Origin of the sequence: Asticcacaulis aquihabitans (assembly GCF_032490435.1) — a bacterium.
In the GTDB taxonomy this organism is placed as follows: Bacteria; Pseudomonadota; Alphaproteobacteria; order Caulobacterales; family Caulobacteraceae; genus Asticcacaulis.
In genome coordinates, this window is the sequence record NZ_JAVGWM010000003.1 from 579,044 (window position 1) to 600,367 (window position 21,324).

A 21,324-nucleotide genomic window follows, 5' to 3' on the forward strand; every position below is an offset into this window, starting at 1 on the left:
CTAAGCCTGTTACATAAATCGGGGTTTGCGGGCGGATTCGGCGATGATTAAGCCGAGCCCGCCTACGGCATAGGCGACAAGGTCCTTTGGATCGAAGCCTGTGCCAAGCACGACACGGGCCAGGGCATTGTCACCCAAACCAAGTACGCCGACCAGATTGTAAAACTGGCCGACTTCCACCGCCACGGCGATGATCAAGGTCAGGGCTACGGCAGGGATGACCGGCATTGGCATGATCGCCCGGATTGTCAGGTAGATCAGCACGACGACCAGGCTATCGCCGACATACGGACGCACCAGGGCGTCATGCATGAAAACGGCGATCAATACCTCGATGAGGAAAACGGCCACGGCCGCGCCGGCATATCCCGGCTGAAATCTGAGCATGGCCTGATTTAACCCGCACCGGTGGCGAAATCCAGTCCTGTGAGCGAAAAGCGCGGCCAGTGTTTGATTCCGGTCTTTGATTATGACGCAGACGAAAAAGGGGTGTCCCTTTCTCCAGCGGATGCGCTAAAAACCGGATATGCCGCACGTCTTCAAATGTATGGATACGCCCGTCGGGCGCCTTAAACTGGTGGCCAGTCCCAAAGGCCTGGCTGCGGTCCTGTGGCCCGACGACTCCCCGCGTCGTGTGCCCTTGGGCGAGATGACCGAAGTGGCGGATCATCCGGTCCTCGTTCATGCCGAGCAGGAACTGGCCGACTATTTCGCCGGACGCCGAACCGTCTTTTCCGTACCGCTCGATTTCGCCGGCACCCCCTTTCAGACCTCGGTGTGGCGGGCATTGCTTACCATTCCGTTCGGTGAGACACGCAGCTATGGTCAGTTGGCAGCGCAACTGGGCAAGCCGTCGGCCAGTCGGGCGGTCGGCGCGGCCAATGGCAAAAACCCAATCTCAATTATCGCGCCGTGCCACCGTGTCATAGGCGCGTCGGGGCACCTGACCGGCTTTGCGGGCGGGCTGGAAACAAAGGCCTATTTGTTGCGTATGGAGGGTGTGGTTTAGCTCCGCCTTAACGACTTGTTCACCATGGATCGGGTAATTTTTGCCTAGTCCGGATACCGGGCGTAAGCGCAATCCGAAGGAGCGGCCAGCCGTTGTCCGACAGATTACGCGCCCAATCCAAGTGCCCGGAGACCGCTTTTGGCTAACGCTGCGACGATACCTTTCAAGGCCTCCGAAATCGGTGGCTGGCTGAAGCGCGGCGAAGTCATCATGGCGGTCGGCGTGATCTCGATCATCGTGATCCTGATCGTGCCGATGCCGAGTTTTGTCCTTGACATCCTGCTATCGCTGTCGATCACCTCGGCCATTCTGATCCTGATGACGGGCCTCTTTATCAAGAAGCCGCTGGAATTTTCGTCCTTCCCGACGGTGCTTCTGGTAACGACCCTGTTCCGCCTGGCGCTCAACATCACCTCGATGCGTATTATCCTGACCCATGGTCAGGATGGCGGCGAGGCGGCGGGCGCGGTCATCCATGCCTTCGGCATGTTGATGACCCAGGGCAATTTTATCATCGGGGCGATCCTGTTCGCCATCCTGGTTCTCGTCAATTTCGTGGTCATCACCAAGGGCTCGGGCCGTATCGCCGAAGTGGCGGCGCGGTTCACCTTGGACTCGATGCCCGGTAAGCAGATGGCCATTGACGCCGACCTGTCGTCGGGCCTGATCGACCAGGAAGAAGCCAAGCTACGGCGCAAGGAAGTCGAACAGGAATCCGGGTTCTTCGGCGCTATGGACGGTGCGTCTAAATTCGTCCGCGGCGACGCCATCGCCGGGATCGTCATCACTCTGGTGAACATTGTCGGCGGTATCCTGATCGGCATCCTGCAGCATGGCATGGATGCCGGCGAAGCTGCCAAGACCTACATGCTGCTGACTATCGGCGACGGTCTGGTGACGCAGATTCCGGCCCTGATCATCTCGATCGCCGCCGGTTTCCTTGTGTCCAAGGCGGGCGTTGACGGGTCGGCCGACAAGGCCATCGTCCTGCAATTGGCCACCAATCCGGTGGCCCTGGGCGTCGTGTCGGCGGCATCGGGTGTCATGGGCCTGATCCCCGGCATGCCGATCCTGTTTTTCGGCGCCATCGCATTGGGCACCGGCGCATTGGCCTGGCGGATCGGCCGCAAGCTGCCACCGCCGACCAAGGCCGAGCTCGCCGCTGCGGCTCAGAGCGCCGCACCGCCGGAAGAAGAGCCGATATCGGCGGCCCTGGCTATAGACGACGTGAAGATCGAGCTGGGCCTTGGCCTGCTTGGTCTCATCAATGATCTCGATGGGCGCAAGCTGACCGACCAGATCAAGGCCCTGCGCCGTACTTTGGCGCAGGAATACGGCTTCGTCATGCCGTCCGTGCGCATTCTCGACAATATGCGCCTACCCAACCAAGGCTACACAGTACGTATCAAGGAAATGGAAGCGGGCTCCGGCGAAGTGCGTATCGGATCGCTTATGGCCATGGACCCAAGCGGGCGTCAGGTCGAATTGCCGGGTGAGCACATGAAAGAACCCGCCTTTGGACTTCCGGCGACGTGGATTGATGGCGCGCTGCGCGAAGAAGCCACCTTCCTCGGCTACACGATTGTCGATCCGGCCACGGTGATCACGACCCACCTGACCGAAATTCTCAAGGACAACATGGCTGACCTGTTGTCCTATGCGGAGCTGACGAAGCTGCTGCGCGACTTGCCGGCGGATGAAAAGAAGCTGGTCGAAGACCTGATCCCCGGCGTGGTGTCGACGGCGACCCTGCAACGGGTCCTCCAGGCCCTGCTCAAGGAGCGTGTATCGATCCGCGATCTGCCGGCTATCCTGGAAGCCTTGGGGGAGGCGGCGTCGCATACCAAGTCGATTACCCAGATGGTCGAACATGTCCGTTCGCGTCTGGCGCGGCAGCTGTGCTGGGCCAATCGCTCCGACGATGGGTCCCTGCCGATCGTTACCCTGTCGCATGATTGGGAAAATGCCTTTTCGTCGTCTCTGGTCGGTCAAGGTGAGGATCGCCAGCTGACTATGGCGCCATCCGCGCTTCAAGACTTCATCCGTGCGGTGCGTGACACGTTCGAACGGGTGTCGATGAGCGGCGAAGTCGCCGTGCTCCTGACGTCGCCGGCCATTCGGCCCTTCGTGCGCTCAATCGTGGAACGGTTCCGGGCCAATACGGTGGTGATGAGCCAGAACGAAATCCACCCGAAGGTGAAGTTGAAAACGGTCGGACAGGTATAGGGGGCCTAACTGTTCACGCTTGAAGGATGCGATCACCGGCTTTACATCGGAAGGCAATGACCAGTTAGAGATATGGCAGCCCGTCAATGACTTCCAATTCCAGGCGTGTGATGTGGACAGCGCTCGATGCCGATGACCGGGAATTTACCCCGGCGGCGCGTGACTTTGTCGGTGCCATCCGCGCCCATGGCTGGACCGGCCATGATGATCATGACTGTAGCTATTCAATTGGGTTTCAACGGGCCTTGGGCATGCCGGAAATCGCCATTACCGGACTTGATGCCGGCACGGCGCGCGTTGTACTGCGTGACGCCTGGCGGCTGATGGGGGCGGGAAAGCGCTATAAGATCGGTGTGCCCTATGGTGATTTCCTGCACGATTGCCGTGTTGTTTTTCAGCCGGTCGCCAGGCGCCATTACGAAAGCCAGCTTGGCTGGGCGCGCTGGTTTTATGCCGGTGACGACTTCGATTGCTGGCAGATGGTGCTTCCGGACGGTGACGGACGCTTCCCCTGGGAAGGCGGCTATGACGACAGCGAGACGCAGGCCGATCTGTCGGATGGCGGGTGGAGTGGGCGGGTCCTTTAACCATACGCACCGACAGAACCACTTGACAACTCAGGGGTAAACGCCTTTTAGCTAGGGCGCGGACGACAAAATTCGCCTTTTCGGCGTTTTGTCGAATGAGTTTTTTTGGGGAAGTCGTATGCAGCGTACCATCAGACAGGTGTTCGGCACCACGCGCCCCCGGGACATCTGGAACGATCTCCTGACCTTTGATCGGCTTGTGTCAAAGCCTATTGTGCACATCGTCTATTGGTGTGGTCTGGGCCTATTGTTTATCTGCGCGCTCGGCTGGCTCGGCATCATGATCGGCACGGGTATAAAGGATGCCTCCCTCATGGGCTGGCTTTTGTCCTTTGGCCTGACCGTTGTTGGATTTCTCGGCTCTCTGATCGGCGTCCTGGCCTGGCGGTCCGTATGCGAATTTTACCTGGCCGTCATGAACATTTCTGAAGATTTGCGCTACCTGCGCCAATTTCAGGAAAAGCTGACCCAGCCCGGTGCCAGTCCCACGCCAACGCCGGAGCCGGCGCGTGACGCGACAGCAGCGGCAATGGATGTCGCTGAGGCCGCCCCGGTGACGCCCGCGGCGCCGACCGATCCGGAAAAGAACCTGCTCGAAGATCCGTTCTTCCGTCCCCGCTTCGAAAAGCGCGAATTTTAAATCCTCATGCCGAAAAGTGGACCCCACTTTTCGGAAAAACATGAGGCGTTACAAAAAATGAGAGCCATGAGGCGGCTCAACTGAGCCGACGAATGCTCTAGTCCCCATCTGACGGCGTCAGATCGGCGCTTTAATGCCTTACGGATTTGGCGAATATCTGGGCGAGTGGCTTTGGCCGGCCTTGCCGGTCGAACAGCACCGGCTCATCCGGAAGCAGATGCTTGCCGCGTTGCGGTGTATTCAGCCAGGAATCGGAATCACGCAGCGCCCATAGTGTCACGCCGTAGCGCTGGGTTGCGGGTATGTCGCCATAGGCGGTCAGGAGTTCTTCCAGCAGCCGCGCCTGTTTCAACCGAGGTTCGGCAATATTGGCGGTCGGATCGCCACGGACAGAAATATCCAGTTCGGACACGTGTACGATCAAGCCCAACGATGCGATATCACGCAAGGCCTGGGTGATCAGACCTGGCTGAAGATCTGCGTCGATGTGGGTCTGTGTCCCAATGCCGTGCAAGGGCGCGCCGTCCTTCAACAGGCGTTCGCATAGCTTAAGGAAGGTCGTACGCTTCTTTGGCGTGAATTCGAGATTGTAGTCGTTAAGGAACAGGATGGCCGCTGGATCGGCGCGGTGGGCGGCTTCGAAAGCCAGGCCGATATAGTCGTCGCCCAGCGCCTTGCGCCACAGGCAGTCGCGCAGGCCGCGACCGTCGTCCCATATGGGCTCGTTGACAACGTCCCAGCCGCGTATCCGCCCTTTGTAGCGTCCCATGACGTCGGAAATATAGGCCGCATAGGCATTAAGAAAGGCGTCGGGATTGCCGGCCAGCGCCTGGAAATGGGCGCCGTCCTGAGCGTACCAGATCAGGGTGTGGCCGTGCACATCCATACGGTTTTTGGCGGCAAAGGCCATCAATGCATCGGCACGGTCGAATTTAAGGCTGCCATCGGGCTGGAGAATATACTCCATCTTCATTTCCCATTCGGCGCTCAGCCGAGAGAAATGGGTTGTGGCGAGGTCCGCCCAGGCCGGATCGGCCATGCGGCGCGCGGTCGTGGCGACGCCGAGCGGATAGGGTGTGATAGACCTAAGCGGTGGCACCTGACCATAGGGCGCATCGGCGCAGGCGGTCATAGGCAAAACAGAGAGCGCGGCCGCGCCGGTTAACACGCCGCGACGATGCATACTCAGGCACGCTTCATACGCAGGGCCGCTTCGTCGAGCGCGGCGTTTTCAATGCGCTTGTCGTTAGCGATGCGCTTGAGGTGGCTGAGTTCGGCAACATGCTCGAATTTCTTGAGATCTTCGAACGCCATGCCGAGTGAATCGCGCACCCCTTCTTCTTCTCGCACGATCAGCTCGAGATCGGCGCTGACGGCATCGCGGCGATGCTTGAAGCCCATCTTATAGGCCGTCAGGCCGTGGCTGAGGCTGGCGTCCTGTGAGGCGCGGACACATTCCAGCTCATATTCAGCGTCGAGCGTGGCGATTTTCATTTCCGCATGAGTGCGGCGGGTAACAACTTCGGCCAGACGTTTTTGTAGAGTTTCGACCTCAAATGTGGACAGGCGGATAAGAGACTTGGCCCACTTGGTCATAGGTAAACTCCGTTACATGTGTCTGGCGTTCAAGGCCGGTAAGGCCTTGCCGAAAGCGCGCTTCCGGCGGGTCGAAATTAACCCTTGCTAAGAATATCGGCCAAAAGAGTAAAGGACTCGTCAAGAGGTGTGTACTCTTCCTTACCTTGACGCAGAAATTGTTCGATGTCCGGATTGAGAATAATGGCGCGATCGACGTCTGGATCGGCACCCGACCGGTAGGCCCCGATGCGGATCAACTCTTCCATATTGGCGTAGCTGGACATGACCTTGCGCGCCTGACGCACAACCTCCCGCTCCGGTATCGATTGGCAGTCGGGCATGGTCCGGGAGATCGATTTAAGAACGTCGATCGCCGGAAAGCGACCGCGTTCGGCAATGGTGCGGCTCATGACGATGTGACCGTCCAGAATACCGCGTACGGCATCCGCGATGGGTTCGTTGTGGTCGTCACCATCCACCAGAACGGTGAACAGGCCGGTAATGGGGCCGGTTTGAGTGCCGTCCTCGAGGACCGGGCCGGGGCCGGCGCGTTCGAGCAGCTTGGGCAATTCAGCAAAACAGGTTGGGGTGTACCCCTTCGTTGTCGGCGGCTCACCGGTCGCCAGGCCGATTTCGCGCTGGGCCATGGCAAAGCGGGTTACTGAGTCCATAAGGCACAGGACTTCCAGACCCTGGTCGCGCAGGAATTCCGACAGGGCAAGGGTCATGTAGGCGGCCTGGCGCCGTTTTAACGCCGGTTCATCGGAGGTGGCGACCACGACTATGGCGCGTTTCAGCCCTTCGGGGCCTAAGGTTTCTTCGATGAATTCGCGCACTTCACGGCCCCGTTCACCGATCAGGCCGACGACGACGGCGTCGCAGGTCGCTTCGCGTGCCAGCATGGACAACAGGACGGACTTGCCGACGCCTGAGCCTGCGAAGACGCCGAGGCGCTGGCCGCGGCAACAGGTGGTGAAGACATCCATGGCGCGGACGCCCAGATTGAGGCGCTCGCCGACCCGCGCCCGCTTATGGGCGGATGGCGGCGCGGCCTTTAGCAAGTAGCCTTCTTTGCCCTGTGGCAGGGGCCCCAAGCTGTCGATCGGATCGCCGAAGCTGTCGACGATGCGGCCAAGCCAGGCGGCGGTCGGATAGACCTTGGCGCCTTCGGAGGAGATGCGGATTTCCGCGCCGGGCGTGACGCCTTCGACCGGGCCGAAGGGCATCATCAGGGCGCGGTCTTCGCGGAAGCCGACCACTTCGACGGGCAGGGGCGTGTCGTGACGGCGGATAATCTCGCAACGGGCACCGACCTGCATGTAGCTCAAACCGCCACGCGCCTCGATCAGTAGGCCGTTGACCACGGCGACGCGTCCATAGACGCGCATGGGATCGATATTTTTCACCAGTTCGACCAGATCTTGCATGGGATCGATTATGGTGAATGACGCCTTAAGAAAGGTTAACGCCACCGGCCAGAAGAGGGGTGGCTTGTCTAAGCCAAGCTAGGAATTTAATTGTCCAACGCGCCGTGTGAATCGGCAGCACGGTCAGTCATTCAGAATGAATATCCCGACCCGGTGCTCACAGCTTTGCCGTTGGGGCGCATCCTGAGGGGTTTGAGGATCGGAAAAGGCAGTGTGAAAGCAGGTTTGCAAGCCGGTCCTTCGCCCATCCTTGAAATACTGAAAGACCTTGAAAGCCAGAACCTCCTTTGTTGTCATGGCTGGATAATAATACCAGGCCTGTTGGTCACTGTGGCGTAGGGACAGTTGGTTGGTATCTTTGCCGGTCGGGCTGAAACCGACCAGTGCCGCCGGAACGAGGTCTTCCGCGGCGACCGAAGCGGGATCGCAGACCGCGAGCGGCATATGTTGCAAGGGGGCGTCCATATAAACGGTGCGCCAGAAATTAACCACAACGAAGCCCGCCACCTCCGGCCGGTCGAACCGCTGGCGCCATGACTGCCCGACCTCAGGCGAAGAGAAGGCTTCCAGGCTTTCCTGGTAATCATCAGGCGTCAGGCCGTAGTCTTGGTGAACGCCCAGGGCATATGGGTTGTGGGTGCCCGGGCCGCGCCGCACCAGCCCTGGGGATTGCACGATTTCCAGTTTGAGGTCTGGTAATAGGCTATGCCGGATCAGGGCATCGATTTCCGGCATATAGATGCGCGCAATCTCGTTCTTATCCAGAGTGTCGGCTGCACCGGAATCCCAGTCCCTGACCTGGCTGTCATGATCAAGCAAGGCGAATCCGTGTCGGTCAAGGCAGGTTTTGGGCGACTGCGTGGCCTGTAAGGTTCGGGCATTACGGATAGCAATGGGCGCCGCCGCCGCCCACGGCATTACGCCGTCTGCGGGCCCGTTTATCCTAATCTTGACCCGTCCATCAAACACCAGATCGCGACGAATGAAACCGTTCAGCGTTGCCTCTGTCATATGGTCCTCGCGCGCGCTTGAAATATGCCCGTTATCTGAAAATAGGTGACGCTTATGTGTTGACAAGACTTGAGGGCGCGTTTGATCGTCTGAGGGACACGGGGGAATGGTATAATGCGCGCCTACTATGCGGCCGATCGCGATAAATTTGTCGGTGATACGGATGACCATATTCTTGGTGAACTGGCGCGCGGTCACAATTTCGCGCTGGAACTCGCGCAGCGCGACGCTTGGCGCCAGCAGATCAATATTCTGCGCGGCGCGTTGAAGGATCTGGACAGCTATACTCTATATTTTGAATTTTCCATTCCACGCATGGGCAAACGCGCCGACGCGGTACTGCTCATCGGCGATTGCCTGTTCGTGGTGGAATTCAAGGTGGGGAGTGCCGTTTTCGACCGCAGTGCCATAGACCAGGTTGAAGACTATGCGCTTGATCTGAAAAACTTCCATCAGGGCAGCCATGATTTGCCGATCGTGCCAATTTTGGTGGCGACGCAGGCCGCGGCATCGCGTGATATTCAGCTTGAGTTGGCGCTCGATCAGGTTGCCGCACCTTTGTGCGTAGCGGTAACCGATCTTGGCGCGGTCATTCGCCTGATCGCGTCGCGTCATCGAACGGTGCTGGACGCCAGCCTCTGGGCGGCCAGCGGGTATCGGCCAACCCCGACCATCGTCGAGGCGGCCCGCGCCCTCTATGCCCGTCATGATGTGAAGGATATTGCGCGTTCGGATGCGGACGCCATTAATCTCGGACGGACGCAGGATTTTATTGGCCAGGTCATAGACGGATCAAAGGCGAGGGGAAGGAAATCCATCTGTTTCATCACCGGTGTACCGGGCGCGGGTAAGACCCTGGCGGGTCTTAACATCGCCACACAACGCAGCAGCGCCCATGCCGACGAACATGCGGTCTTCCTGTCCGGTAATGGTCCCCTGGTCGATGTTTTGCGCGAGGCGCTGACGCGTGATCAAGCCGACCGAACCGGCCAGCCGAAAGCCCATGTCCAGCGCAAGGTGCGCACCTTTATTCAGAATATTCACGTCTTTCGCGACGAATATGTTCGCACCCTCGATGTGCCCGTCGAACATGTGGTTGTCTTCGACGAAGCTCAGCGTGCGTGGACCAAGACGCAGGCGTCGAAATTCATGCAGCAAAAGCGCAGCGTCGCCGATTTCAACATGTCCGAGCCGGAATTTCTGCTCAGCGTCATGGATCGTCACGCCGATTGGTGCACGGTGATTTGTCTGATCGGCGGTGGCCAGGAAATCAATACCGGTGAAGCTGGGCTTTCGGAATGGATGTCGGCGATCCGTGGCCGCTTCCCGCACTGGGAGGTTCACGCCTCGGCCCAGATCGTTCAGCCGGACTACGACCTGAACCACGACGCCCGCGCCTTTATAGCCAAAGACCAGGTTACGCTAAGCGAAGACCTGCATCTGGGTGTCTCCATGCGGTCGTTCCGCGCGGAAACCTTGTCCGATTTCATTTCTCATCTGCTTAATGGCGATGCCGTGGCCGCCCGCGCCGCCCATGCCAAGCTCGACAAGTATCCCATATATCTGACGCGCGATCTCAATCAGGCCCGGCACTGGTTGCGGAGTACGGCGCGCGGGTCCGAGCGGTACGGCCTTATCGCCTCATCAGGTGCGCTGCGGTTAAGGCCAGAAGGGGTGCATATTAAGGCGGCCATCGATCCGGCCAACTGGTTTCTCAATGATCGCTCCGACGTGCGTGCCTCGTTCTACCTGGAGGAGGTCGCCAGCGAATTCGATGTTCAGGGGTTGGAGCTGGATTGGACCGGCGTGTGCTGGGATGCCGACCTGCGCTATGTCGACGGCAATTGGCACGCCTACGCGTTCAAAGGGACGAAATGGCAGTCGGTCAATGACCGGTTTCGCCGGCTGTATCTGAAAAACGCTTATCGCGTCATCCTGACCCGGGCGCGGCAGGGCATGATCCTGTTCGTACCGCATGGCGACGACGCCGATGAGACGCGGCCATGCCGGTTTTATGATGAAACCTATAGCTTCCTTCAGGACTGCGGGCTTCGTCCTTTGATCCCAGATAGTTGATTATGGGGGTAAAAGCACCAGTGATAGAATGGCGCCCTGGGGTGGGCCTTGAACAGGAGTCCTGCCATGTTCTTTATGAAAGATGCCGCTCAACAGGCGCTTGATATCAATATCGGTCGCGTTCTTGAGATGCTCCGATCAGGTGTTCTCAGCCGTGATGCGGCGCGCGACGGGCTGCTGCGCTTTTTTGAAGGCGCCATTCGCCATGACGCCGGTGACCTTAATGCCTATCTGACGCGCATTCTGGAGCGGGTCGATACCGGTAGTTTGGATGTCAAGGACGCGCGCACCCAGTTGGTCAAGGCCGCACTGGCGTCTGAAAAGAACGACCTGCGCTGCACCGATATTCTGCATCGCATGGTGGAAGAGGTTTAGACGCGTCCTGCCGAAAATTGTTCGCGTTCATTTTTTTGTTCGCAAGATGGCGTGCAAACGACATAACGCGGGTGTGTGATTCAAATGACTCACGGTCAAAAAATGGCGGTAAAAATCCTGTGTATAAAGAGAATCGTTGACTCTCGACTCTTGCCCCCGATTCGCAAATCACCTTACGCCCTTACACTGAGTTTTCGAAACTGAGTTGTTAAGCTTAACGAATCTTAAGGGATTTCCTGTTTAGCATGAAGGTTAACGGCGTAGGCATGTGGCCTTCGCATCCTCGTTACCCACAAGCCGGGAGGGGCTTTTATGCGCGTACTACTGATTGAAGACGATAGCGCGACAGCGCAAAGCATCGAGTTGATGCTTAAGTCGGAAGGCTTTAACGTCTATACGACCGACCTCGGTGAAGAAGGCGTCGACCTGGGCAAGATCTATGATTACGATCTGATCCTGCTTGACCTGTCCCTGCCTGACATGTCGGGCCTGGAAGTTCTGCGCCAACTGCGCGTCGGAAAGGTCAATACTCCGGTCATGATCCTTTCGGGTACGTCCGAAATCGACACCAAGGTCAAGACCCTCGGCGGCGGCGCCGACGACTATATGACCAAGCCTTTCCATAAGGATGAACTGATTGCCCGTATTCACGCGGTCGTCCGTCGGTCCAAGGGCCACGCCCAATCCGTCATCCGCACCGGCGATATCGTCGTCAATCTGGATGCCAAGACGGTCGAAGTGTCCGGTAACCGTGTTCACCTGACCGGCAAGGAATACGAAATGCTTGAGCTGTTGTCCCTGCGCAAGGGCACGACGCTTACCAAGGAAATGTTCCTCAACCACCTGTATGGCGGTATGGACGAGCCCGAACTGAAGATCATCGACGTGTTTATCTGCAAGCTGCGCAAGAAGCTGGCTGTCGCCGCCGATGGCAATCACTACATCGAAACCGTGTGGGGCCGTGGCTATGTTTTGCGCGATCCGCATGAACAAGGGTCGATTGTCGCCGCTTAATCGCGACACCGAATGTATCAAGGAAGCCTGCCGACCTCTCTCGGCAGGCTTTTTTGTTGCCTGGTAACAGTAAATGGCGAACGTTGTTCTTTCATTCACCTAATTCATAAATTCTAGAATAATTAATCCGTAGTAGGGTCGGTAAACGGCCGGTTGTAAGGCCGCTTCAGTTACTGGGTGGCATGCACATGACGACGGCTTTTCGGGTTTATAACGTTCTTTTTCTTGGCGTACACAATACGGCCAGATCCATTCTGGCGGAGGCGCTGCTCAATCGCCTGGGGGCTGGGCGCTTCGAAGCGCGATCCGCAGGTTTTGATCCCGCGCCGGCCATCAGTCCTTACGCCCTCGCCCTGCTGGAAAAAATAAATTACAAGACCGACCGCCTGGCCACCAAATCGATGGTGGCCGTGATGGGCGCCAATGATCCCGGCTATGACTTCATTATTCGCCTGTCACCCGATCGCCGCGCCAACAGCATAGGCCGCGCGCCACAGTTTGTCGGTACGCCTATCGTCGTGGACTGGCATCTGCCAGACCCGTTAGACGCCTTGGGATCTTCCGGTGCGATTGCTGCCGCCTATTCCGATCTTTTCAACCACCTGGCAGCCCGACTCGATGCCTTTGCCAACTTGCCCGCAAGCGTGTTGGAGGGGGGTGACATACAGGCGCGCCTCGAACATATGGGCGGCGAGTCTCTACGCTTCGCGGCCTGAAACCTACGCTACCGCCACTCGGCGGCCGTTTCGACGCCGCTACGTTTCAAATGAAAACCATACTGGTTTTTTGCAAAATCCACCAACGCCGCCTTTATGTTTCCATAGTTTTGTAATAGTAGAACCCCGTCGATAATCAGTCGCTTACAAAGGCCCGAATATGATCAGTGATGACGCGGTGGTTAATCTGTTTGCTTTGGCGCACCCCGGTCGTCTCGCTGTTTTTCGCACCATTGTGAAGGCCGGGCCGGACGGCATGGCGGCCGGCAAGATTGCTTCGGCCAATGGCATTCCGGCCAATACGGCCTCCACCCATCTGTCTATCCTGACGGGTGCGGGCTTGCTCAGCGCCTATCGCGACGGCCGCTCGATCATTTATCGCGTAAACTTCTCGCACTATGCCGACCTGATGGGCTTCCTTCTGGAAGACTGCACCGAAAATAACGCCGAGGCAGGGGCGGCGCTTCATGAGTATTTCAAGGGTCATCCGGCAAGCGTGGCGCCGGCGCGTGCCGCGAAGGCGTAATGGCCGTTACCATATATCACAGGCCGCAATGTTCAACGTCGCGGGCTGCGCTTGAATTGATCTGTAGTCGCGGCATCGAGCCTACCATTGTTTTGTACGCCAAAACGGGTTGGACACAGACGCAGCTCGCATCCCTGTTCGAGGCCATGAAGGTCACGCCGCGTGACATGCTGCGCGTCAAGGGTACGCCGGCACAAGATCTGGGACTGACCGATCCCGCCGTCAGCGACGCGCGCATCCTGGCCGCAATGGTGGAGAATCCGATTCTGGTAGAACGCCCGATCGTGACAAGTTCAAAAGGGGCCGTCTTGGCGCGCCCCGTAGAGCGGGTGCTGGATATCTTATAGGCGTTGTGAGTTTAGAAGAAGACGGATAGACATAAAGCCGCCTCGACCGCGCCGTTTTTAAAACAAACTTAGATTAATTTTCTTCAATCCAGATTAAATCCTTATTTTTTGAGCAATATCAACACCCACTCTCTTATCTAAATAGACACTTTTTGGCCGTTGCGTGTCATTATTGTCATCCTTCTCGGATCGCACAGTTTCCCCCTGTGCTCTTACTAAAGAAGGATGCTTATCATGAAGAAATTGTCTTATAAGATCACGGGTGTTGTCGCCGCTATCGCTGCCGCCACGGCGCTCAGTGCCGCCGCCCAGGATACCCAGGCCACCATGCCTCAGGACGCAACGCCTCCGGCCGCCACTCCGCAAACGGCACCCGCCACACCGGATGCAGCACCCCAGGCAACCGCGCCGACTGCAGCAGCGCCCGTTGCCAGCACGGCGGCTGATGGGAATGCCGCGAAGGATTTCATGAAGGAAGCCTTCATGGCCAATGAATTCACCATCGCTGCATCGCAGCTTGCCGCCAGCCAGGGTGGCAGCGCCGAAGTCAAGGCGGCTGCCAAGACAGTCTTGGACAACGGGATGAAGACACGTGAAAGCATGATCGCCGCTATCCAGGGTTCGACCTCTGATATGCATTTCGACCAAGCCTATACGCCGGAATATACCCAAAAGTTGGGCGAACTCAAAGCCGCCAAGGGGCCTGATTTCGACAGCAAATATGTCGCTGCCCAAGGCGAAGTGAATGACAAGGCTGAGACCGTTTTCAAGGCCTATGCGGCTTCGGGTACGGATGAGTCGGTTAAGACCTTTGCCGCCAACACCTTGCCGACACTGGATGCCAGCGGCAACGCGCTGGATCAGGTTGCCCAAGGGGGTCAATAAAATTCCCTAGCCCCAACCGGTCAGGTTTAGCCCTCCACCTGACTGCGGGTGAAAAAATCCCCCGGGAGTGATCCTGGGGGATTTTTTATGGCGTTTACCGGTTTACCATTGCCAGGCTGGCCGGTGCATAGCGATCTCCAGCAAACCCGGTCTTCGCAATCACGTCTTCAATGTCCCGCAGATCGGCGGGTGTGAGATCAACCTCGGCCGAAGCGATATTTTCCTTCAACCTGTCGAGGTGTCGCGTGCCAGGAATGGGAACGATCCACGGCTTTTGCGCGAGAAGCCATGCTAGCGCCAACTGGGCGGGCGTAACGCCCTTGGATTTGGCGAGTGCCTTAAGGGCATCGACGGCGCGGACATTTTGCGCCTTAGCGTCGCCCGTAAAGCGTGGATTTTGCGCGCGGAAGTCGTTGCCCGCCAATTCGCCCAGCGTGCCGGTCAGGAAACCACGACCGAGCGGCGAATAGGGGACGAAGCCAATGCCCAGGTCTTCCAGCGTGGGCAGGATGTCCGCCTCCGGATCGCGTGTCCACAACGAATATTCGCTTTGCAGGGCCGTGACCTTTTGCACGGCATGGGCCTTGCGAATGGTGGCCGCGGACGCTTCGGATAGGCCGAAATGCTTCACCTTACCCGCCGTGATCAGGTCACCTACTGTGCCGGCCACATCTTCGATAGGGACGTCGGGGTCGACGCGATGCTGATACAACAGATCGATCTCATCGATCTTCAACCGCTTCAAGGAGGCGTCGACGACTTCGCGGATATGGTCTGGACGGGAATTGACGCCGGTCAGATGGCCGGGTTCGCCCAGTTTGAAGCCGAATTTGGTAGCGATGACCACTTGATCGCGTACCGGTTTCAGGGCTTCGCCGACCAGTTCTTCATTGGTAAAGGGGCCATAGACTTCGGCTGTATCGAAGAAGGTGACGCCCAAATCCACGGCGTCGCGCAGCAACTTTAGACATTGATCACGGTCGGAGGGGCCGTAAGCCCAGCTCATGCCCATGCAGCCGAGGCCGAGGGCGGAGACTTCGAGGCCGGACTGGCCGAGTGTACGTTTTTTCATTGGGGAGGAGCCTTTCGCGGATCGCCCCTATGTATGCCCCGAACGTGGCGCGCAAAAGGGGCACGTTTTCACATTCCGCGTGATATGGCCCGGTGATATGGTCCGGGGGTACGGTAAGTTGGCAGAGTGTCTCGGGAAAATGACAAAACCCGCCAGCGATAGCCGGCGGGTTAAGATTTTTGACCGGGAAGAGCGCCTTAGGCGGTCTTGCGAACCGGCGCCTGAGCGCTGGCGGCATTTTTGATGTACAGGCCGCGCATACCGGGCATGGGCTTGAAGACGTCGGTGATACCAAGCACGGTCTCGGCGGCGCCCAGGAAGAGGCATCCGTCGTCGGCCAGCAGGTTTGCCATCTGCTCCAGAACGCGCTTCTTGGTTTCCAGGTCGAAGTAGATCAGCACGTTACGGCAATAGATGACATCTTGCTTGCCGACCATGCGCAGGTCGTCGAGGAGGTTCATCTTCTTGTAGCGGACGGACGAGCGAATTTTTGGCGAAATACGCCACATTTCGTCGACCTTTTCGAAGTGCTTGACCATCATGGTTATCGGCAGGCCGCGTTGCACTTCAAACTGGGTGTAGAGCCCAGCTTGCGCCTTTTCTAGGCAGCGATCGGAAATGTCGGTGGCCAGGATGTCGAGCTTGATGCGTGGGAATAACATCTGCATCTCATCCATCAGCATGACGAGGGAGTAGGGCTCCTGACCGGTCGAGCAGGCGGCGCACCATACCTTGATGTCACCTGAAATGCGCGTTTTCGCCAGTGCGGGCAGGATATCGCTCTTGAACTGATCGAACGGCACCTTATCGCGGAAGAAGAAGGTTTCGTTGGTGGTCATGGCGTCGGTAACCGATGCCATCAGCTTTTCGTCGCGCTTCGTGCGCAAGGCGGTCAGCAGGGCCGCCACATTAGCGAAACCCTCGCGGCGAGCGACGGGTGCCAGTCTCGATTCGATGAGATAGGTCTTGTCGGAGCCCAGGATCAGGCCCGAGCGGGTTTTGAGCGTGGCGGCAAGATGTTCGATGTCTTCAGGTGTCATTAGTTTGGACGCTCCCCGCGCGCAAAAGCTTTACAGGCCGCGGACAGCCCTTCAATAGGTTTAATGAGTTCGGCCAGGCCCGCTTCGGCGACCGCGCCGGGCATGCCCCATACCACGCTGGAGGCTTCGTCTTGGACCAGTACGGAGCCATTGACGGCCACGAGCGCAGCCGCGCCGTCTCGGCCGTCATGGCCCATGCCGGTCAGCACCACCGCCAGGGCGTGGTTGCCGTAGATATCGGCAGCAGATTTGAACAGGGGATCGACCGCCGGACGGCACCAATTGACCTGCGGACCCTGGTCGAGCTTGATCTGCTTGACGATCGGGTCGTTCTTGATGGTCATGTGCCAATCGCCGGGGGCGATGTAGATGTTGCGGCTTTCGATAAGCATGCCATCCTTGGCTTCCTGCACCTTTTGCGGCAGCGCCTTGTCGAGGTGCTCGGCCAGGATGGTGGTGAAGGTGGCGGGCATGTGCTGCACGATCAGCACGGGGATCTTCCAATCGGGCCCAAGCGCCATGAGGAAATTACGCAGAGCCGGTGGGCCGCCGGTGGAGGCGCCGACGACAAGACAGTCAATGCGCTTCGGTCCTGTGCCACCTGGGCGTAGGGTCGGTGCGGTTGGGCCATTGCCCGGCTTGGGCATGGGCCTGAAGCCGGTCGACGTTGTCGGCGGAGGAGATGGGGTGCGCGCCGTGGCGGCGGGGCGTGCCAAAGTTGATGCGGGCGCGGTGCTGGTCGGCGAGGGCGGAGCGGGCCATTGGCGAGTCCGGCCGCACAGGGCGCGAATCTTGGTCAGGAGTTCGGTGCGGAAACCGTCTGCGCCGCCGATGCGTGTTGAATCCGGTTTCGGGATGTAGTCCGCCGCGCCCAGTTCGAGAGCACGGAGGGTGACATTGGCGCCCCGGGTCGTCAGGGTTGACGCCATCAGCACCTTGAGACCGGGCTTGGCGGCGAGCAGCTTCGGGAGCGCTTCGAGGCCGCCCATATTGGGCATTTCAATGTCGAGGATGAGAACGTCCGGCTGGATTTCACGGACTTTTTCGATGCCCTTGGCGCCATCAATCGCCAGTCCGGCCAGGACCATATCCGGTTCCGGCTCCAGCCAACGCGAAATCAAACCCCGCACGACCGCCGAATCGTCGACGATCATGATCTTCAGGGGCCGCAAGGATGCGGCGGTGGGGAGGTTCAATGACATAAAAAAACAGCCGAAAAAGGGAATACGCGATACTTTTTGTTGTGCGCCTCTCGGCCGGGAAAGTCAGAGTGCGAGACAAGCCTCCCCGGAAAGCACGGTCGTTTTTACAGCAGGCCGACTTCCGAGAACTTGGCTTCAAGGATCTCGCCGTCGAACGGCTTCATGATGTATTCCGATGCACCCTCGGTCAGGGCTTCGGTGATATGCGCCAGATCGTTTTCGGTGGTGCAGAAAATGACGACCGGCGCCTTGCCGCCCTCTTCCTTACGCAATTGACGCAGGAAGGAGATGCCGTCCATAACGGGCATGTTCCAGTCAAGCAGCACAGCTGACGGCATTTTGTCTTTGCAGGCTTTCAACGCTTCCAGCCCGTCATTGGCCTCGGTCACTTCGAAGGACAGGTTCTCGAGGATGCGTCGGGCTACTTTTCGAATAACGCGGCTATCATCAACGACGAGACAGGTTTTCATACTGAAATTCCTATATTGGAGAAAAGGTTATGCGGCTTTGAGGTGCGCCGCATCCAATAGTGTGTGTGGATCCAACACTATCAGAAGTTCCTTTTCCAATTGATAAACGCCGACGATTATTTCTGCCCAACGGGGCGGTAAATTGCCCGGCGCAGCATGGAATTTCTCATCGTCCAGCTTCAGGACTTCATCGACCGAGTCGATGACCAGGCCGTAGCTATCGCCATGGACTTCCAGGCCGATAGCCAGGGGTTCGGGCGAGCCTTCCGGGCGCGGCGGCAAGCCAAGGCGGCGGCGGGCGCAAACGGCGGTAACGATCCGGCCGCGCAGGTTGAGGACGCCAGCGATTTCAGACCGCGAGAGGGGCACGGGCGTCAGGCCGCGCGGATGGAAGACATCGTGGACGCGGGCGGCATCGACGCCGAACAATTGGCCGCCGACTCGCAGGGTTACATAATCACGCAGGCTCATGCGACGGCCTTCTCTTGAGTTTGAGTGGCTGGGCGACGCTGGTGTTCAGCCAGGCCGCGCAGGTGGTAATGGTCAACATCGAGGATTTCGCAGGCGCGGCCGGCGATGATCGCGGTGCCGCGAACACCCGGACGATCCGGAGACAATTCTATAGTCATGCGGTCTTCGACTACATCGACGATTTCGTCGACGGCGAGACCCATGGCGTAGCCTTCGCCGGTAAAGACCAGGAGTGGCTGGATATGTACGTCTTGCGTGTTCGACAGCAGCAGACCGGAATAGTCGCCATTGACGGTCAGGATCGGCATGAGTTTGCCGCGGTATTGCAGGGCCGCGCGTCCTTCCATGACTTCGATCTGCGAGGATTCGACATGTTCCAGACGCGTGATATGTTCCAGTTCGACCGCTTTGGGCGCGCCGTTGCCGGCCTTGAAGAGCAGCATGGCGACCTTTTCGGAAGCGGCCTGATCGACGATTTCCTCTGCGTCGGTTGCTTCTTTTTCTTCAAGCATGTTGCCGGCGCGTTCGCTCATGGCGTTCGGGTCAAGGATGAGCACCACCGAGCCGTCACCCAGAATGGTGGCGCCAGAGAAGACATCGACATCACGCAGGATAGAGGCCAGCGGCTTGACGACGATTTCCTCGGTATCGAGCACGTCATTGACGACGAGGCCGTAGCGACGTTCGCCGACCTGTATGACCATGACGAAGGTGGCGTCTTCATCCTTGGCGGCTTCGAGCAGGAGCGTCGGGCCGAGCTGGACGAGCGGGAGCAGCTTGTTGCGCAGACGCAGGACGAGCGCGTCATTGATCTTTTCGATGCGATGTTCGGCATTGGCGCCTGTACGCACCAGTTCCATCACCGCCGTTTGCGGGACAGCGAATTTCTGGCCTCCGGCACCGACGATCAGTGCGGACACAATGGCCAGGGTGAGCGGAATCTTGATCGTGAAGGTCGTGCCTTGACCCGGTATCGAGTTAAGATCGATTTGGCCGCCGATCTGTTCGATGTTGGTGCGCACAACGTCCATGCCGACGCCGCGGCCGGACAGGTTGGTGACCTTGGCAGCCGTGGAGAAGCCCGGCGCGAAGATATAGCGGTGAATCTGTTGGTCGCTTAGGCTCTCGACTTCGGTTCGCGACGCAAGACCTTTTTCAATGATCTTTTCGCGGATGCGGGCGGTATTCAGACCGCGACCGTTGTCGGCGATGCGGATAACAATATAGCCGCCTTCGTGGAAGGCCGACAGCTTGACCGTGCCGTTGGCCGGCTTGCCGAGCTGGATGCGTTCTTCGGTCGATTCCAGGCCATGGTCGGCCGAGTTGCGCACCATGTGGGTGAGCGGGTCACGGATAAGCTCAAGCACTTGGCGATCGAGTTCGGTGCCTTCGCCATCCATGACGAGGTCGATCTTCTTGCCCAGTTCGTAGGACAGGTCGCGCACCAGACGAGGCAGCTTCTTCCAGGCCGCGCCGATGGGCTGCATGCGAGTCTTCATCACGCTGTCCTGCAATTCCCCGGTCAGGGTGGACAGGCGCTGAAGCGGGGTTGCAAAGGCGGAATCTTCGCGATTTCGGCTGATCTGAAGGAGCTGGTTGCGCGTCAGCACCATCTCGGAGACCAATGTCATAAGGCCTTCGAGCACATCGACCGATACGCGGATGGACTGGGTGGTGGTGATGCCTTGGCCGTCTTCGCCGCCAAGTCCAGCCAATGGTTCAGGGGCAGCCGCCGGGGCTTTTACCGCCACTGCCTTTTCTGTCACCTTTTCCGGTACTGGGGCCGCGACGGGCGCGGGTGCTTCGATAGCTGCCGGGGCGGGCTCGTCATTCATCCAGTCCGGCGCTTCGGCAGCGGCGAACGCCGCTTCCAAGTCGGCTTCGGAGACTTCGCCGGGACGCAGAACACGGCCGGTGCTCGGATCGACATCGCCGGTTTGAAGGCCAGTGGCGGGGATGGAGGTGTCGATGGCGGCAGCCGACGGTGCGGGGATATTGATTTCGGCGGGGTCGATTTCCGACCCGATCGGACGCGCGGGGACTTCCATCGTCTGGACCGCGCTGAGGTCAACTTCCTGGCCCTCGGCCATGGCTTCAAGCTGGAGGATCAGATCGTGATCGTCACCATCGGGTTCGTTGCCGGTGGCTTCCAGGCTGGCCAGGATCACCTTGATACGATCGATCGAGTGCAGGACGAGGGTCACGGCCAGCGGCGTGACTTCCAGTTTGCCGTCGCGGAAGCGGCCCAGCAGGGTTTCACCGGCGTGCGCCACAGCTTCGAGGCGCGACAGGCCCAGGAAGCCACAGGTGCCCTTCACCGTATGGACGAGGCGGAAAATATTGTCGAGCGTCTTCCGTTCTGTCGGATTGGCTTCGAATTTGACCAGTTCGCTATCGACAACTTCAAGGCTCTCGGCGGTCTCGGTCAGGAATTCAGCAATTAAGTCGTCCACAGCTTACCCCGTTGTACTTTGCGGCCATGCCCAGCGTCGTTTTGACGGATTTCGAGCAGACCCTATCGAGGTGATACTGAACAGCTTTGGTTAAGGGGCCGTTGCCAAAAGCTTACCAAAGTCTGAATTTTCGCGAATTTTCGTGAGAAAGTTGTTTTTGTGGACTATTTAATCTTATCTTTGCCGCGTCCACGGCGAT

At 58.6% G+C, this 21,324-nt stretch carries 22 protein-coding genes; 11 read left to right on the top strand and 11 right to left on the bottom strand.

Translation table 11 applies throughout. The features are described from left to right. Window positions 1-9: 9 nt before the first annotated feature. The gene (locus tag RCJ00_RS13380; protein WP_316222505.1) at window positions 10-387 is read right to left on the bottom strand and encodes a ribosomal maturation YjgA family protein; all 378 of its coding nucleotides are present in this window, start codon (window positions 385-387) and stop codon (window positions 10-12) included. 160 nt (window positions 388-547) lie between these two features. Here RCJ00_RS13380 and RCJ00_RS13385 point away from each other — a divergent pair, with 160 nt between their 5' ends. The 4 genes from RCJ00_RS13385 (at window position 548) to RCJ00_RS13400 (ending at window position 4,462) form a co-directional block, all read left to right on the top strand. Then, complete coding sequence (locus RCJ00_RS13385; protein ID WP_316222507.1) at window positions 548-1,009, top strand: methylated-DNA--[protein]-cysteine S-methyltransferase; 462 nt, start codon at window positions 548-550, stop codon at window positions 1,007-1,009. A 138-nt stretch (window positions 1,010-1,147) separates the two neighbouring features. After that, a complete protein-coding gene (gene flhA, locus RCJ00_RS13390; protein ID WP_316222509.1) occupies window positions 1,148-3,235 on the top strand; it encodes a flagellar biosynthesis protein FlhA in 2,088 nt (695 codons plus the stop codon). Between the two features lie 86 nt (window positions 3,236-3,321). Continuing rightward, on the top strand, window positions 3,322-3,822 hold the full coding sequence (locus RCJ00_RS13395; protein WP_316222511.1) for a DUF4262 domain-containing protein: 501 nt from the start codon (window positions 3,322-3,324) through the stop codon (window positions 3,820-3,822). Between the two features lie 118 nt (window positions 3,823-3,940). Further along, complete coding sequence (locus RCJ00_RS13400) at window positions 3,941-4,462, top strand: DUF4282 domain-containing protein (RefSeq protein WP_316222513.1); 522 nt, start codon at window positions 3,941-3,943, stop codon at window positions 4,460-4,462. A gap of 130 nt (window positions 4,463-4,592) precedes the next feature. On the opposite strand, the gene RCJ00_RS13405 is transcribed toward RCJ00_RS13400, so the two are convergent. The 4 genes from RCJ00_RS13405 to RCJ00_RS13420 all read right to left on the bottom strand — a co-directional run bounded on the left by RCJ00_RS13405 (window position 4,593) and on the right by RCJ00_RS13420 (window position 8,478). Further along, entirely contained in the window at window positions 4,593-5,594 is a 1,002-nt protein-coding gene (locus RCJ00_RS13405) for an endo-1,4-beta-xylanase (RefSeq protein WP_316222515.1), read from the bottom strand. 53 nt (window positions 5,595-5,647) lie between these two features. Further along, on the bottom strand, window positions 5,648-6,058 hold the full coding sequence (locus tag RCJ00_RS13410; RefSeq protein ID WP_316222516.1) for a flagellar FliJ family protein: 411 nt from the start codon (window positions 6,056-6,058) through the stop codon (window positions 5,648-5,650). A 77-nt stretch (window positions 6,059-6,135) separates the two neighbouring features. Beyond that, window positions 6,136-7,467 carry a flagellar protein export ATPase FliI gene (fliI, locus tag RCJ00_RS13415; RefSeq protein WP_316222518.1) on the bottom strand — a complete coding sequence of 444 codons (1,332 nt, stop codon included), beginning with the start codon at window positions 7,465-7,467 and terminating at the stop codon, window positions 6,136-6,138. 123 nt (window positions 7,468-7,590) lie between these two features. Beyond that, window positions 7,591-8,478, bottom strand: coding sequence for a CmcJ/NvfI family oxidoreductase (locus RCJ00_RS13420; RefSeq protein ID WP_316222520.1), 888 nt, complete (start codon window positions 8,476-8,478; stop codon window positions 7,591-7,593). Window positions 8,479-8,592: 114 nt separating this feature from the next. On the opposite strand from RCJ00_RS13420, the gene RCJ00_RS13425 reads away from it, so the two are divergent. The 7 genes from RCJ00_RS13425 to RCJ00_RS13455 all read left to right on the top strand — a co-directional run bounded on the left by RCJ00_RS13425 (window position 8,593) and on the right by RCJ00_RS13455 (window position 14,417). Next, on the top strand, window positions 8,593-10,554 hold the full coding sequence (locus RCJ00_RS13425; protein WP_316222522.1) for a DUF2075 domain-containing protein: 1,962 nt from the start codon (window positions 8,593-8,595) through the stop codon (window positions 10,552-10,554). A gap of 66 nt (window positions 10,555-10,620) precedes the next feature. Further along, window positions 10,621-10,929, top strand: coding sequence for a hypothetical protein (locus RCJ00_RS13430; protein WP_316222524.1), 309 nt, complete (start codon window positions 10,621-10,623; stop codon window positions 10,927-10,929). A gap of 312 nt (window positions 10,930-11,241) precedes the next feature. Next, on the top strand, window positions 11,242-11,943 hold the full coding sequence (ctrA, locus tag RCJ00_RS13435) for a response regulator transcription factor CtrA (protein ID WP_023456491.1): 702 nt from the start codon (window positions 11,242-11,244) through the stop codon (window positions 11,941-11,943). Between the two features lie 188 nt (window positions 11,944-12,131). Continuing rightward, entirely contained in the window at window positions 12,132-12,659 is a 528-nt protein-coding gene (locus RCJ00_RS13440) for an arsenate reductase/protein-tyrosine-phosphatase family protein (protein ID WP_316222526.1), read from the top strand. A 160-nt stretch (window positions 12,660-12,819) separates the two neighbouring features. After that, a complete protein-coding gene (locus RCJ00_RS13445; protein WP_316222528.1) occupies window positions 12,820-13,185 on the top strand; it encodes an ArsR/SmtB family transcription factor in 366 nt (121 codons plus the stop codon). Further along, window positions 13,185-13,532: an arsenate reductase (glutaredoxin) gene (arsC, locus tag RCJ00_RS13450; protein WP_316222530.1), complete on the top strand. Its 348-nt coding sequence runs from the start codon at window positions 13,185-13,187 to the stop codon at window positions 13,530-13,532. The genes RCJ00_RS13445 and arsC overlap by 1 nt, the downstream gene beginning before the upstream one ends. 234 nt (window positions 13,533-13,766) lie before the next feature. Further along, window positions 13,767-14,417 carry a DUF4142 domain-containing protein gene (locus RCJ00_RS13455; RefSeq protein ID WP_316222532.1) on the top strand — a complete coding sequence of 217 codons (651 nt, stop codon included), beginning with the start codon at window positions 13,767-13,769 and terminating at the stop codon, window positions 14,415-14,417. A gap of 94 nt (window positions 14,418-14,511) precedes the next feature. Here the strand turns inward: RCJ00_RS13455 and RCJ00_RS13460 are convergent, their stop codons facing one another. The 6 genes from RCJ00_RS13460 to RCJ00_RS13485 all read right to left on the bottom strand — a co-directional run bounded on the left by RCJ00_RS13460 (window position 14,512) and on the right by RCJ00_RS13485 (window position 21,125). Next, entirely contained in the window at window positions 14,512-15,489 is a 978-nt protein-coding gene (locus RCJ00_RS13460) for an aldo/keto reductase (RefSeq protein WP_316222534.1), read from the bottom strand. A gap of 197 nt (window positions 15,490-15,686) precedes the next feature. Continuing rightward, entirely contained in the window at window positions 15,687-16,529 is an 843-nt protein-coding gene (locus RCJ00_RS13465; protein WP_316222536.1) for a CheR family methyltransferase, read from the bottom strand. Further along, window positions 16,529-17,731, bottom strand: a complete 1,203-nt coding sequence (locus RCJ00_RS13470; RefSeq protein WP_316222538.1) for a protein-glutamate methylesterase/protein-glutamine glutaminase — start codon at window positions 17,729-17,731, stop codon at window positions 16,529-16,531. The genes RCJ00_RS13465 and RCJ00_RS13470 overlap by 1 nt, the downstream gene beginning before the upstream one ends. A 104-nt stretch (window positions 17,732-17,835) precedes the next feature. Next, window positions 17,836-18,201, bottom strand: a complete 366-nt coding sequence (locus RCJ00_RS13475) for a response regulator (RefSeq protein WP_023456499.1) — start codon at window positions 18,199-18,201, stop codon at window positions 17,836-17,838. Window positions 18,202-18,228: 27 nt separating this feature from the next. Then, window positions 18,229-18,672, bottom strand: a complete 444-nt coding sequence (locus tag RCJ00_RS13480; RefSeq protein ID WP_023456500.1) for a chemotaxis protein CheW — start codon at window positions 18,670-18,672, stop codon at window positions 18,229-18,231. Further along, window positions 18,669-21,125 (bottom strand): chemotaxis protein CheA, encoded by a 2,457-nt coding sequence (locus RCJ00_RS13485; RefSeq protein WP_316222541.1) that lies wholly within the window; start codon window positions 21,123-21,125, stop codon window positions 18,669-18,671. Before RCJ00_RS13485 ends, RCJ00_RS13480 begins: the two co-directional genes overlap by 4 nt. Window positions 21,126-21,324: the final 199 nt, after the last annotated feature.